General features: G+C 71.7%; 13 protein-coding genes. 8 read left to right on the top strand and 5 right to left on the bottom strand.

Annotation, left to right across the window (positions count from 1 at the left end; all coding sequences use genetic code 11):
* Both RBH18_RS39305 and cysC read right to left on the bottom strand, forming a co-directional pair.
* The coding region (locus RBH18_RS39305; RefSeq protein ID WP_306215599.1) for a Wzz/FepE/Etk N-terminal domain-containing protein at nt 1–1,361 on the bottom strand (1,361 nt) is incomplete at its 3' end.
* A gap of 88 nt (nt 1,362–1,449) precedes the next feature.
* Nucleotides 1,450–2,973 (bottom strand): adenylyl-sulfate kinase, encoded by a 1,524-nt coding sequence (gene cysC / locus RBH18_RS39300; protein WP_306215598.1) that lies wholly within the window; start codon nt 2,971–2,973, stop codon nt 1,450–1,452.
* A gap of 134 nt (nt 2,974–3,107) precedes the next feature.
* Between cysC and RBH18_RS39295 the strand changes: the two genes are divergently transcribed.
* Nucleotides 3,108–4,355, top strand: coding sequence for a glycosyl hydrolase (locus tag RBH18_RS39295; RefSeq protein ID WP_306215596.1), 1,248 nt, complete (start codon nt 3,108–3,110; stop codon nt 4,353–4,355).
* Nucleotides 4,356–4,440: 85 nt separating this feature from the next.
* Here RBH18_RS39295 and RBH18_RS39290 read toward each other — a convergent pair whose 3' ends face one another.
* Nucleotides 4,441–5,214: a WecB/TagA/CpsF family glycosyltransferase gene (locus RBH18_RS39290; RefSeq protein WP_306215595.1), complete on the bottom strand. Its 774-nt coding sequence runs from the start codon at nt 5,212–5,214 to the stop codon at nt 4,441–4,443.
* A gap of 52 nt (nt 5,215–5,266) precedes the next feature.
* Here RBH18_RS39290 and RBH18_RS39285 point away from each other — a divergent pair, with 52 nt between their 5' ends.
* The 4 genes from RBH18_RS39285 (at nt 5,267) to galT (ending at nt 9,094) form a co-directional block, all read left to right on the top strand.
* Nucleotides 5,267–6,205 carry a sulfotransferase gene (locus tag RBH18_RS39285; protein WP_306215594.1) on the top strand — a complete coding sequence of 313 codons (939 nt, stop codon included), beginning with the start codon at nt 5,267–5,269 and terminating at the stop codon, nt 6,203–6,205.
* The gene (locus RBH18_RS39280; RefSeq protein ID WP_306215593.1) at nt 6,205–7,119 is read left to right on the top strand and encodes a glycosyltransferase; all 915 of its coding nucleotides are present in this window, start codon (nt 6,205–6,207) and stop codon (nt 7,117–7,119) included. The genes RBH18_RS39285 and RBH18_RS39280 overlap by 1 nt, the downstream gene beginning before the upstream one ends.
* Before the next feature lie 110 nt (nt 7,120–7,229).
* A complete protein-coding gene (locus tag RBH18_RS39275) occupies nt 7,230–8,006 on the top strand; it encodes a DeoR/GlpR family DNA-binding transcription regulator (protein WP_306215592.1) in 777 nt (258 codons plus the stop codon).
* The gene (galT, locus tag RBH18_RS39270) at nt 8,003–9,094 is read left to right on the top strand and encodes a galactose-1-phosphate uridylyltransferase (RefSeq protein WP_306215591.1); all 1,092 of its coding nucleotides are present in this window, start codon (nt 8,003–8,005) and stop codon (nt 9,092–9,094) included. The genes RBH18_RS39275 and galT overlap by 4 nt, the downstream gene beginning before the upstream one ends.
* Before the next feature lie 233 nt (nt 9,095–9,327).
* Here the strand turns inward: galT and RBH18_RS39265 are convergent, their stop codons facing one another.
* Nucleotides 9,328–10,542: an NADP-dependent isocitrate dehydrogenase gene (locus RBH18_RS39265; protein ID WP_306215590.1), complete on the bottom strand. Its 1,215-nt coding sequence runs from the start codon at nt 10,540–10,542 to the stop codon at nt 9,328–9,330.
* Nucleotides 10,543–10,652: 110 nt separating this feature from the next.
* Here RBH18_RS39265 and RBH18_RS39260 point away from each other — a divergent pair, with 110 nt between their 5' ends.
* The 3 genes from RBH18_RS39260 to RBH18_RS39250 all read left to right on the top strand — a co-directional run bounded on the left by RBH18_RS39260 (nt 10,653) and on the right by RBH18_RS39250 (nt 12,621).
* A complete protein-coding gene (locus RBH18_RS39260; RefSeq protein ID WP_306215589.1) occupies nt 10,653–10,907 on the top strand; it encodes a hypothetical protein in 255 nt (84 codons plus the stop codon).
* Between the two features lie 101 nt (nt 10,908–11,008).
* Complete coding sequence (locus RBH18_RS39255; RefSeq protein ID WP_306215588.1) at nt 11,009–11,695, top strand: alkaline phosphatase D family protein; 687 nt, start codon at nt 11,009–11,011, stop codon at nt 11,693–11,695.
* Nucleotides 11,659–12,621: an alkaline phosphatase D family protein gene (locus RBH18_RS39250; RefSeq protein ID WP_306215600.1), complete on the top strand. Its 963-nt coding sequence runs from the start codon at nt 11,659–11,661 to the stop codon at nt 12,619–12,621. Before RBH18_RS39255 ends, RBH18_RS39250 begins: the two co-directional genes overlap by 37 nt.
* A gap of 66 nt (nt 12,622–12,687) precedes the next feature.
* Here RBH18_RS39250 and mdh read toward each other — a convergent pair.
* Nucleotides 12,688–13,635: malate dehydrogenase (gene mdh / locus RBH18_RS39245; RefSeq protein WP_306215587.1), on the bottom strand; the 948-nt coding region annotated here is incomplete at its 5' end.

Here is a 13,635-nt window from a genome sequence, read left to right as displayed (position 1 = left end):
CCCTGCGCGTCGGCGCTGCTGCTGGTCGACGGCGCCTCGACGACGACGTACGCGGCCTGGCGGCGCAGCGCGTCGAGCGTGTCACGCAGCCGCTGCGACTGCATCAGCCCGGCCGCCGTCGCCGCACCGCCGGTCGTGACGACCCGCAGCGACGGGATGCGCGGCGTGCGCTGCACGACCTCGCCCAGCCCGGTGCGGCCGGCCAGCAGGTCGGACAGGCCCGGCGTCGCGGAGACCCCGAGCATCCGGGCCAGCGGCGCCGCCTCGACGACGCTGTCCGGCAGGTGGGCCCCGACGAGCACGACATCGCTTCCGGTACGCGCCAGCGCGGCGGCCAGGTTCGCGGCCACGAGCGTGGTCGCCGACCCCCGGCTGGCCCCGGTGACGACGATGATCTGGTTGCCCGGGTTCAGGCTGGCCAGCACCTCGTTGCGGAGCCGGTTGAAGATCCGGCCGCCCGGCCCGTACGGCTGCAGGACGTCGTCGAAGTGCGGAGTGGTCCGCTCGTCCAGCGCCGCGAGAACGGCGATGCGCGCCCGGTCCCGGACGTCGGCGGCCGAGCGCACCCGGCGGTCGAAGCGCTCCCGCACGAACGCCAGCGCCAGCCCCGCCAGCAGGCCGATCATCGCGCCGGTCGCCGTGTTGAGCATGGCGTCCGGGCTGACCGGCTCCTCCGGCTCGCGGGCGTCGCTGATGATGCTGCCCGCGTCGACGGTCGCGGTGGTCAGCTCGTTGAGCCGGCCGGTCAGGCTGTTGAGCTGGTTCTGCGAGTTGTTGCGCAGGCTCTCCAGGTTGCTGCGCTCGGAGCTGCCCGCCGGCGCCTTGGCGAGCCGGCTGTTGATGCTGGTCAGGCTCGTGGTCAACTGCTTGATCTTGAGACTGAGGGTACGGATCTTGGTGTCCAGCACCCCGCGCGTGCTCTCCTCGCGGTTGCGCAGGTACGCCTCGGCGAACGCGTGCGAGCCGGCCCGGGCGTCCTGCGGGGTGCCCGCCGCGTACCGGATCATGAGGACGGTGGTGTTCGGCGGGACCTCGACCGACACGTTGTGCGCCAGCTCGATGGGCGACTCCGGCGAGCGCAGCAGCGCCGCGGCCTTCGCGGCGACCGCCCCGGAGCCGACCAGCTGCGCCTCGGTGTCGAGGTTGATCGCGCCCTTGGTGCGGCCGCCGGAGGCGTTGGCGTCCTGGTCGACCGCCTGCACCAGCACGGAGGTGGTGGACTCGTAGACCCGGGGCAGGGCCCGGCTCACCGCGGCACCGAGCGCCAGGCCGAGCACCGTCGCCGCCAGCACCACCCACCAGTGGCGGCGGAAGACGCCCAGGTAGTGCGAGAGGTCGGCGGGCGGGCGTGACGCTTCCATCGGTTCGGCGGGCCTTTCGCGGAGTTTCGAACATTCGGGCGTTTCGCCCCCGCGGGGTAAACGGCCCGTGCTCCTCCGCCGTGACGGTTTACTTCAAAGCGGGCTCCACCCATCCGCTTTCGACGAGGTACGCCAGCACGCGGTCGACCGCCTCGGGAACAGTCATGTCCGTGGTGTCCACGGTCAGCTCGGCGGCGGGCGGCACCTCGTACGGGTCGTCGACGCCGGTCATGCCGCGCAGCTGCCCGGCGCGGGCCCGGGCGTAGAGGCCCTTGCGGTCGCGCTGCTCGCACACCTCGAGCGGGGTCGCCACGTGCACGAGCACGAAGCCGGCCCCGGCGTCGGTGGCCATCCGGCGCACGGCCGTGCGGGCGTCCTCGTAGGGCGCGATCGGGCACGCGATCGCCATGCCGCGGTGCCGCGCGACCTCGGCGGCGACCCAGCCGATGCGCCGCACGTTGCGGTCCCGGTCGGCGCGGCTGAACCCGAGCCCGGCCGACAGCTCGCGCCGGACCACGTCGCCGTCGAGGAACGTGATCGTCCGCTCGCCGGTCTCGCGCAGGGTGTCGGCGAGCCCCCGCGCGATCGTGGACTTGCCGGAGCCGGAGAAGCCTGTGAAGAACACCACGAGCCCGCGGTGCCGCCGGGGCGGCCGGACCCGGACCAGCTCCTTGGCCACGGCCGGCGGCGTGTGCCACTCCGGCAGCGGGAAGCCCCGGTCGAGCAGGTCGTCGATCTCGCGGGGCGTCATCGCGAGGCGGCGGTTGCGCGGCGGGATGTCGTCACGCCAGCGCCACTGCCCGTCCCGGTTGTCGTAGGCCAGCTCCCGCGGCACGAGCACGCGCAGCCCGCCGCCGGAGAGAATGTCCCCGGTGGACAGCACGTGGGTGACGCCGTAGGAGGCGGCCACCCGGGCCCGCAGCAGCCCGTCGCGCATCTCGTCGCCGCGGGTCAGCAACGGCACCGCCACGACGGTCGCCGGGGGCATCCGGTCGCGCGCCGCGAAGACCGCGCGGACCAGCGCCTCGGGCGGCAGGCCGTCCGGGCCGGGCCCCGAGACCGGGATGAAGATCAACAGGTGCGCCGCCAGCGTCCGGGCGGCATGCGCGATCTGCGCGAGCTGCGGCCGGTGCAGCGGGCGGTCGGCGATCACGCCCAGCACCCGGCCCGGTGGCAGCAGCGCCCGCACCTCCTCCGGACTGCGCCGCAGCCGCTGGAACGGGCCGTGCCCGCCGTCGCCCATCCGGCGAACCGTGCCGCCGATCGCCCAGAGCCCGTCCGACGTGGGCCAGGCGTCGGCGACCTCCACGGCGGCGACCGGCGCCCCCTCCGGATCGGTCAGCACGACCGTGCGCCGCAGCGGATCGGCGAGATCCAGACCGGACGCCAGCTCCGCCGGCACCTCGCAGGTCACGGGCACCGGCCAGTTCGTCCCGTCGGCGAGGCGGCCCCGCCGGCGCAGCGACTGGAGATCCGCCCGCCCGAGGAAACCGGTCAGCGGCGCATAGGCCCCGGACAGCAACAACTCGAGGTCGGCGAGTTCGTGCGCGCGTGGTGTCCACGACGGCGCGTCACGCAGCACGTCCTCGGGCAGCACGAAACCGTCGTTCACCTGAACTCCCCCTGCAGTGAGCTTGGGGGACAGTTTCTCAGCCGGGCGCCACGCGGTCGAGCGGGGTCCACCCCCGAGAATCAAACGCGCAGGGTAGTCGACAAAACGGACTTTGGCGCTAATACTGGGCGATCGTGACACGTCCCCCGCGCCGGATTCTCCACCTCGTCGCCCTCACGGGCGTCTTCGCCATCTCGGTCGTGGCCACCCTGTCGTGGGCCTGGACCGGGGGCGTCGACCAGCTCGGCATCCCCTACGGGCCCGCGCCCGTGCCCTCGTCCGCGACTCCGTCCACGGCCCCGCCCGCGTCGCCGTCCCCTTCGGCGTCCGTCGTGCCGCCTTCCTCCGCGCCGGTGTCCCCGGCGCCGCCGGCGGCGGCGGCCCCCTCACCCACGCAGTCGTCCCCGGCGGCCGCCAAGCCACGGGACTGCCGGACGGGCGAGAAGCTCGTGCCGACCTGCGGCGTGCTGTGGGGCGTGGCGCCGGGCGCCTTCACCGACAAGCGGGGCAAGCAGGCGCTCGCCTCCTTCGAGGAGAAGACCGAGCGGCACCAGGACGTCTACCACGCGTACCACAAGGGCACGAAGCAGCTCTTCCCCACCGACCAGGAGATCGAGATCGCCCGCGAGCCCGGCCGCGAGCGCATCCTCTTCCTCAACTGGAAGCCGCAGGGCGCCACCTGGGCGGAGATCGCCGCCGGCGACAAGAAGACGGACAAGTTCCTCGACAAGCTCGCCGCGCACATCAACAAGAACTTCCCCGAGCAGTTCTTCTTCACGGTCCACCACGAGGCCGAGGACAACGTGAAGGAGAAGAAGGGCTCCGGCTACACGGCCGCGGACTACGCGGCCATGTACAAGTACGTGGTCAAGCGCCTGCGCGCGCACGGCGTGGACAACCTGGTCACCGTGCTGGTCCACATGGCGTACGTGCCCCACACCAGCGAGAAGTGGTTCGAGAAGATGTACCCGGGCGACTCCGTCGTCGACTGGATCGGCTTCGACACGTACGCCTACAGCGACCCGGGCTACGGCCACGGCGACTTCGCGGAGCTGCTCAACCGGCAGGCCTCGAACAAGCCCGACTGGCCCGGCTTCTACAACTGGGCGACCCGCAAGCACCCGGGCAAGCCGCTGATGGTCGCGGAGTGGGGCGTCTGGTCCTCCAAGAAGAACCCGGCCCACAAGGCGGAGTTCTACCGCGAGGTGGGCAAGCAGATCGGCCGCTTCCCGAAGATCCGCGCCCTGATCCACTTCGACACGCCCCACAACCAGGACGGCCGCGACTCGTCGGTGGACGCGACCCACGAGTCGCTCAAGGCCTACCGCAAGCTCGGCAAGCTCCCGATCTTCCAGGTCGAGGTCCGCCCGCTCCTGCCCTGAGCCCCGCGGCCGTTCGCCCTGCCGCGCAGCCGCCCGCCCGGTGGGGCCGGGCGGCAGGACGACGGGCCGGGTGTTGACACATGCCTCAGCGGCGGGCGGTGGACTGGGCGAGGAGCTTGAGGGCGTAGGGGGCGTCGTGCTTGAGGTAGCGGCTCGCCAGGCGGCCGGGCTCGGTGGTCAGGCGGTGGGCCCATTCGAGGCCGGTGCGCTGCATCCAGCGGGGGGCCCGGTCGACGTCGCCGGCGACGAAGTTCACGGCGGCGCCGCAGCCCAGGAACCAGGTGTGGGGCAGGTGGTCGCGGAGGCGGTCGATGACCTGCTCCTGCTTGGGGAAGCCCAGCCCCACGAAGACCAGGTCCGGGGCCGCTGAGACGACATCGTGGACGAGGCCGGCGTACGCGGAGGGGTCGTGCTCGAAGCCGAAGGGCGGGCAGAGGGTGCCCGCCACGCGCAGGCCGGGGAAGTCCGCCGCCAGGCGCAGGGCCGCGCGCTCGGCGCCGGAGGGGTGGCCCGGGGTGCCGCCGACGATGAAGATCGAGCGGCCGTCGCGGGCCAGGCCGGCCGAGAGTGACCAGATCAGGCTGCTGCCGGCCACGCGCTCGGGCAGGGGGGTGCCGCTGAGGCGGCTGGCCCAGACCAGGGGCATGCCGTCGGCGACGACGAGGTCGGCCGCTTCCAGGTACGCCCGGACGCGCGCGTCCGTCGACGCCTGCCGCAGGATGTCCACGTTGGGCGTCACGACGCGCCCGCCGCGCCCGCCGGCCAGAGCGTCTCTGACCTGGGCGACCACCTCCTCCTCGGTGACCGGATCAAACCCAGTTCCCGCCAGCCGCACCCGCGGGAATGCCTCGACAACCACCTGACGCCTCCTTCGCTCGTTATAGGAGCGAAACGAGCGAAGGTGGACCAAAGTGGCACGGGTTCTGTTTCTGGGCGGATTAGGACGAAGTGGGACGACGCTCGTCGAACGCCTGCTCGGGGAGCTGCCCTCGGTGTGCGCGCTCGGCGAGATCGTGCACCTCTGGCAGCGTGACGTCCGCGACAACGAGCGCTGCGGGTGCGGCGCCCGGTTCGCCGCGTGCACGTTCTGGAAGCGGGTCGGCGAGGTGGCGTTCCGCGGCTGGGACAATGTGGACGTCGAGCGCGTGCACGCGCTGCGCGACGCCGTCGAGCGCACCCGGTTCATCCCCCGGCTCGCCGCCGCCCAGCTGCCACGCGAGCTGCTGCTCCAGGTACGCGAGTACGCCGGCTTCTACACCCGCGTCTACACCGCCGCGGCGGAGGTCTCCGGGGCGCAGGTGGTCGTCGACTCGTCGAAGCACAGCGCGCTCGCCCACGTCCTGCGCTGGGCCGGCGGGATCGATCTCCGGGTCGTGCATGTGGTGCGCGACGCGCGCGGGGTCGCGTACTCGTGGACCAAGACCGTCGCCCGGCCGGAGACCGACGGCAGCGACGAGATGACGCGCTACTCCCCCGGCCGCTCGGCGCTGCTCTGGAACGCCCACAACGCGGCCTTCGGTCTGCTCGCGCGCCGCGGGGTGCCGGTCAGCCGGATCCGGTACGAGCAGTTCCTCGCCGACCCGCGCGGCGCCCTGACCTCGCTGGCCGGCTTCGCCGAGCTGCCGATCGCGGAGGCCGACCTGGCGTTCCTCGGCGACGGGTACGCCGATCTGGGCGTCGGGCACAGCGCGGCCGGCAACCCGATGCGCTTCACGGTCGGGCGGCTCCCGCTGCGGCGCGACGACGCCTGGGTGCGCGCGTTGCCGGAGAAGCAACGGCGGCTGGTCGGCACTGTCTGCGGGCCGATGCTCCGCGCGTACGGATATCCCTTGAATGTGAAGGAAGCATGATGAACTGGCCGTCCGTCGGTGTCGTCATCCCCACCCGCAACCGCCCCGAGCTGGTCCGCAAGGCGATCGCCTCGGTCCGCGAGCAGCGCTACCCCGGCGCGATCAAGATCGTCCTCGTCTACGACCAGACCGAGCCGGACTACCTGCTCGCCTCCACGGCCGGCGTTCCTGTGCTGGTGCTCACCAACTGGCGTACGCCGGGCCTGGCGGGCGCGCGCAACACCGGCATCCTCGCGCTGGACACCGAGTACGTGGCCTTCTGCGACGACGACGACCGGTGGGCGCCCGACAAGCTGCGCCGGCAGGTGGCCGCCCTGCTCGCCGAGCCCGAGGCGGAGTTCGCCACCTGTGCGATCGAGGTCGAGTACGAGGGCCGGTCGACCCCACGCCTGGCCGGCCGCAGCCGCGTCACCGTGGACGAGCTCGCCCGGTCCCGGATGGCGATGCTGCACTCCTCGTCGTTCCTGGCCCGCCGGTCGGCGCTGGTCGACAACGGCATCGGGCTGGTCGCCGAGGACGCCCCGGGCAGCCAGAACGAGGACTGGGACCTGCTGCTGCGCGCCGCCCGGCGAGCCTCGATCGTGCACCTGGACGAGCCGCTGGTGCGCGTGCTGTGGGGGCGGACCTCCCATTACGCGTACGAGTACGCGACGAAGATCTCCTCGCTGCGCTGGATGATGCAACGCCACCCGGAGATCAGCGGCTGCCGTCCCGGGGCGGCGCGGGTCTACGGGCAGCTGGCGTGCTGGTCCGCCGCCACGGGGAACCGGTCGGAGGCGTGGCGGTTCAGCAAGGAGGCCGTACGCGCGAACTGGAAGGAGCCCCGGACGGCGATCGCCCTGGCGGCCATGACGGGGGCCGTGAAGGTGGAGAACGTGCTCTCGGCGCTGCACAAACGCGGGAGAGGCATCTGAGGACCCCCGCCCCCGGGCATCGGCGACCTCTTTTGTTCGAGGCCGCTGTGCGGGTAGTGTTCGCATGTGTTTGAAATAGTGCGGATGCCTGTGACCTCGGGGGTGCGGCAGTGCTAGCCCAGCAGCGCCAAGCGGCCATCCTCGACCGGGTCCGGGCGGCCGGCGGTGTGCGGGTCAGTGAGCTCGCCGCGGAGTACAACGTTTCCGACATGACCATCCGCCGGGACCTCGAGGCGCTCGCCGACCGTGGCCTGATCGCGAAAGTACACGGCGGCGCGACCACGGTGACCCCTGGTTCCGCGCACGAGCCGGGGTTCGCGGCGAAGTCCGTACGCCAGCAGGCCGAGAAGGCGGCGATGGCCATGCGCGCCGCCGCCCTGGTCTCCCCCGGCGACGCCATCGCGCTCTCGGCCGGCACCACGACGGCGGGCCTGGCCCAGCGGCTCGTCGACGTCCCGGCGCTGACCGTGGTCACCAACTCGATCCCGGTCGCGGACATCTTCTACCGCGCCGGGCGCCCCGACCAGACCGTCGTGCTGACCGGCGGGACGCGGACGCCGTCCGACGCCCTCGTGGGCCCGGTGGCCGTGGCCGCGATCGGCACGCTGCACCTGGACATGCTCTTCCTGGGCGTCCACGGCATGAGCGAGCGGGCCGGTTACACCACGCCTAACCTGATGGAAGCCGACGTCAACCGCGCCCTCGTGCAGGCGGCCGAGCGCCTGGTCGTGCTCGCCGACCACACCAAGTGGGGCACGGTGGGCATCTCCTCGATCGTTCCGCTGCACCGCGCCGACGTGGTGATCACGGACGACGGGATCGACGACACCGCACGGGCAGTCCTTGCGGAACAAGTGAACGACCTCATGGTGGTGAGCCCCCAGTGATCGAGAAGCGCACGGCTGTTCGGCTGTCGGACGGCCGGGAGCTCATCTATTTCGACGAGTCCCCGGCCCAGGACCGCGACAAGTGGCCCGACACCCGGGAGCTGCCGCCCCCGCCGCCCACGTCCCAGCTGCGGTACGACCCGCTGGTCGACGAGTGGGTGGCCGTCGCGGCCCACCGGCAGACCCGCACGTTCCTGCCGCCGTCGGACAAGTGCCCGCTGTGCCCGTCGACGCCCGAGTTCGCCAGCGAGATCCCCGCGCCGAGCTACGACGTGGTGACCTTCGAGAACCAGTTCCCCTCGTTCAGCGACCGGGTCAAGGCGGACGACATCACGTCGCTCACCGACCTGGTGCCCGTGGTCCCGGGCGTCGGCCGTTGCGAGGTGGTCTGCTTCACCAGCGACCACAACAGCTTCTTCGGGGCACTCACCCCCGAGCGGGTCCGCACGGTCGTGGACGTCTGGGCCGACCGCACCACCGAGATGTCGGCGCTGCCGGGCGTCGAGCAGGTGTTCCCGTTCGAGAACCGCGGCGTCGAGATCGGCGTGACGCTGAACCACCCGCATGGGCAGATCTACGCGTACCCGTTCGTCACCCCGCGCACGAAGAGCATGCTCGCCGCGGCGCGCGCGCACGCGGAGAAGACCGGGGGCAACAACCTGTACGCCGACGTACTCGCCGCCGAGATCGCGGCCGGCACACGCATCGTCTCCCGGAACGAGCACTGGACGGCGTACGTGCCGGCGGCCGCCCGCTGGCCGTACGAGGTGCAGCTGGCCCCCAACCGCCACGTCCTGGACATCCCGCAGCTGTCGGACGCCGAGCGGGACGCCTTCGGGCCGATCTACCTCGATCTGCTCAAGCGCTTCGACGCGCTCTTCGACAAGCCGATGCCCTACATCGCCGCCTGGCACCAGGCCGTCGTGGGCGAGGGTCGCGAGCTGGGTTACCTGCACCTGCAGCTGTTCAGCATCCGCCGCGCCGCCGACAAGCTGAAGTACCTGGCCGGCTCGGAGTCGGCCATGGGCGCCTTCATCAACGACATCGTGCCGGAGAAGGCCGCGCAGACCCTGCGCGAGATCCTGTAGCGATGGGGGGCGGGGGGCCCGGGACAAGGCCCCCCGCGGGAAGGGACGGAACCCCGCGTCGGGGATACCGGCGGCGCCCGGGACAAGGCAGCCGGACCGGCGGGCGACTCCCCGTGCGGTTGCGGTCGTCATCCGTTCTGCCAGGACAAACGAAGCGTCATACCCCGCGGTTACGCGTTCAAACACACAAAATCCCCCGGCCGCCCGGCCGGGGGATTTCGCGCGGGACTTGATCAGGCGAGCTTGCGCGCCAGGTTCTCGTCCAGGGCGTTCATGAACTCCTCGGTGGTCAGCCAGGGGGCGTCCTTGCTGATCAGCAGCGCGAGGTCCTTGGTCATCTGGCCGCCCTCGACGGTCTCGACGCAGACCTTCTCGAGGGTCTGGGCGAACTCGGTGACCGCCGGGGTGCCGTCGAGCAGGCCGCGGTGCTTGAGGCCGCCGGTCCAGGCGAAGATCGAGGCGATCGGGTTGGTCGAGGTCTTCTCGCCCTTCTGCCACTGCCGGTAGTGCCGGGTGACCGTGCCGTGGGCGGCCTCGGCCTCGACGGTCCTGCCGTCCGGGGTCATCAGCACCGAGGTCATCAGGCCCAGCGAGCCGAAGCCCTGCGCGACGGTGTCGGACTGCACATCACCGTCGTAGTTCTTGCAGGCCCAGACGTAGCCGCCCTCCCACTTGAGCGCGGCGGCGACCATGTCGTCGATGAGCCGGTGCTCGTAGGTGAGGCCGGCCTTCTTGAAGTCCTCGGCGAACTCGGCCTCGAAGATCTCGGCGAACAGGTCCTTGAACCGGCCGTCGTACGCCTTGAGGATCGTGTTCTTCGTCGACAGGTAGACCGGGTAGTTGCGGGCGAGGCCGTAGCGGAACGACGCCCGGGCGAAGTCCCGGATCGACTCGTCGAAGTTGTACATCGCCATCGCGACACCGCCGGCCGGGTAGTCGGCGACGTGGAACTCCATCGGCTCCGAGCCGTCCTCCGGCGTGAAGGTGACGGTCAGCTTGCCCGCGCTGGGCGCGACGAAGTCGGTCGCCTTGTACTGGTCGCCGTGCGCGTGGCGGCCGATGATGATCGGCTTGGTCCAGCCGGGCACCAGCCGCGGCACGTTGCTCATGATGATCGGCTCGCGGAAGACGACACCGCCGAGGATGTTGCGGATCGTGCCGTTCGGCGACCGCCACATCTTCTTGAGCCCGAACTCCTCGACGCGCGCCTCGTCCGGGGTGATCGTCGCGCACTTGACGCCGACGCCGTGCCGCTTGATGGCGTTCGCCGAGTCGATGGTCACCTGGTCGTCGGTCTCGTCGCGGTACTGGATCGACAGGTCGTAGTACTCGAGGTCGACGTCGAGGTAGGGCAGGATCAGCTGCTCGCGGATCTGCTTCCAGATGATCCGCGTCATCTCGTCGCCGTCGAGCTCCACCACCGGGTTCTCAACCTTGATCTTCGCCATCGGCCGGCGCTCCTCTCCCGGGACTGCTGCTCTTAGCAGTACGAGCGTACTGCATGGCAGCCGAGTCTTCTCGCCGGGCCGGGTTTGGCCTCACGTTCTAGAATGCTTGCGTGGCTTTCCCCGAGCACCCCGGTGAGCCCTCGCGGCGGTCGGGCCCCGAGGTCTCCCTCATCATGCTCGCCGGAGCCGCCCTGCTGCTGGCAGTCGCCTCCAGCAGCCTCTGGCTCGTCGGCGCGGCCGTGGTCCCCGCCGCCGCCCTGGTCCTGCGCGAGCAGTCCCCCGACGGCGCCGCCCGCTCCACCGCGGCGACCCTCGCGGCCGGCCTGAGCCTCATCCTGCTCGGCCTCGGCATCGCCCACGCCTGACCGCCCGCCTCCCTCCGGCCGCCCACGCCTGACCGTTTTCTTCCGTCCGGCGGCCAACGTCCGTTCGGCGGCGCGTAACCCCGGGCGAGTCGCATTGACGCATGTCTCTGAACTTGCCGATGAGCCGTCGCCTGTTCGTCTCCGGGGCCGCGGCCGTCGCCGCCGGTCCGCTGCTCGTCCGCCCGGATTCGCTCCCCGCCGGAGTCTTCTCGCTCGGCGTCGCGTCGGGCGACCCGCTGCCCGACGGGGTGGTGCTCTGGACCCGCCTCGCCCCGCAGCCGCTGACCGGGGGCGGCATGCCCGGCCGCCCGGTCCCCGTGGAGTGGGAGATCGCCGAGGACGAGCATTTCCGCCGCAACCGCCGCCACGGCGTCACCACCGCGGATCCGGCCTTCGCCCACTCGGTGCACGTCGACGTCCGGGGGCTGCGGGCGGACGCCGTCTACCACTATCGCTTCCGCGCCGGCGGGCAGCAGTCGCCGGTCGGCCGTACCCGGACGGCGCCCGCGGACCGGGCCCGGCCGGGCCACCTGCGGTTCGCGTTCGCGAGCTGCCAGGACTACCAGGCCGGGTTCTACACCGCCTATCAGCACCTGGCGCGGGAGGACCTGGCCTTCGTGGCGTTCCTCGGCGACTACATCTACGAGAGTGCCGCGAACCCGAACGCCGCACGGCAGCACGAGGGGACGGGTGAGCCGTACAGCTCGCCGAGTACCGGAACCGGCACGCGCGCTACCGGACCGACCCGGATCTGCAGGCCGCGCATGCCGCGTTCCCGTGGATCGTGACCTTCGACGACCACGAGATCGACAACAACTGGGCCGACGAGGTCCCGCAGGACCCGAACCTGCAGACCCCCGAGGCGTTCCGGGCCCGGCGCATCGCCGCGTTCCAGGCCTACTACGAGCACATGCCGCTGCGGCGCTCCTCGCTGCCACGCGGGCTGGACATGCAGGTCTACCGGCGGCTGCGCTTCGGGTCGCTGGCGAGCGTGCACGTCCTCGACACCCGGCAGTACCGCAGCGACCAGCCGGCCACCCTGGCGGCCGCCCAGGACCCCGCGCTCACGATGACCGGGCCCGAGCAGGAGCGGTGGCTGGTACGGGGGCTCGAGTCGTCCGGCAGCCGCTGGAACCTGCTCGCCAACCAGGTCATGTGGGCGCAGAACGATCGCCAGGCCGGTCCCGCGCAGTCCTTCGACTTCGACAACTGGGACGGCTACCGGGTGCAGCGGCGCCGGCTGCTGGAGCACTTCGGGTCGGGGCGGGTGGACAACCCGGTCGTGCTCACCGGGGACCGGCACTGCACCTGGGTGGCGGACCTGCGGCCCGACTTCGACGACGCCTCGGCCCCGGTGGTGGGTGCGGAGATCACGGGTACGTCGATCACGTCCGGCGGCAACCCGGACGTCGCCGCCTTCCATGCCGCGTACGACCCGATCATGGCGGAGTCACCGCACTGGCGCTACATCGACAACCAGCGGGGGTACGTGGTCTGCGACGTCACGCGGTCGGAGCTGACGAGCAGCCTGCGCGTGGTCGACACCGTGTGGGCCGCACAGGCGGTAGTCCGCACCGCGGCCAAGTTTGTCGTCGAGGCGGGCCGACCGGGCATCGCCGAAGTGACCCAGGAACCGGCCGCCCTCGCCGCGCGCCGCTGGACCGGCCCGATCTTCGACGTGCACGACGACGAGAACGCATTCCCGCTGCGCTGACCGCGTCGCTGTCGCCGGCGAAGGAGACCCGGCCGTTCGGGCCCGGTCCCCTTGCGCTGTCGTCGATCAGAGGTCGGCGACGTCCGCCTGCTTGGCGCGGACGGCCTCGGCGGCCTCCTTGAGGCCGGCGAGCTCGGACTCGGTGAGCGGGGTCTCGACGACCTTCTTCACGCCGGTGGCGCCGATCTCGGCCTCGACGCCCAGGTAGACGCCGGAGATGCCGTACTCGCCGTCGACCCACGCGCAGACCGGCATGACCGCGCCGGAGTCCTCGGCGACGGCCTTGGCCATGCGCGCCGCCGCGGCGGACGGGGCGTAGTAGGCCGAGCCGGTCTTGAGCAGGGCCACAACCTCGGCGCCGCCGTTGCGCGTCCGCACGACCAGCTCCTCGATCTTGTCGGCCGGCAGCAGGTCGCTGAGCGGCTTGCCGTTCACCGTGGACTGCGACGGGACCGGCACCATGGTGTCGCCGTGCGAGCCGAGGGTCAGGGTCTTGACCGAGCCGACCGGGACGGCGAGCTCCTCGGCCACGAAGTTGGTGAAGCGCGCCGAGTCGAGCATGCCGGCCTGGCCGAGCACCCGGTTCTTCGGGAACTGCGTGGCGAGCTGGGCGAGCGCGGTCATCTCGTCGAGCGGGTTCGAGACGACGATGACGACGGCGTTCGGGGCGTACTTGGCGACGTTCTCCGCGACCTGGCGGACGATCTTGGCGTTGACGCCCAGCAGGTCCATCCGGCTCATGCCCGGCTTGCGCGGCAGGCCGGCGGTGATGACCACCACGTCGGAGCCCTCGATGGCCTCGTAGCCCTCGCCGTTGGGGCCGGTGGTGGCGCCGACGACCTTGGTCTCGAAGCCCTCGACCGGCCGCGACTGGTTGAGGTCGAGCGCCAGGCCCTCGGGCTTGCCCTCGATGATGTCCGTGAGCACCACGGTCTCGAAGACGTCGTACTCGGCGAGACGCTGTGCGGTCGTGGACCCGTAGAAGCCGGCGCCTACGACGGTGACCTTCTTGCC

The organism is Actinoplanes oryzae, assembly GCF_030757795.1.
In the GTDB taxonomy this organism is placed as follows: domain Bacteria; phylum Actinomycetota; class Actinomycetes; order Mycobacteriales; family Micromonosporaceae; genus Actinoplanes.
The sequence above is the reverse complement of the archived record's forward strand: the minus strand, read 5'-3'. Positions and strand labels throughout refer to the sequence as shown.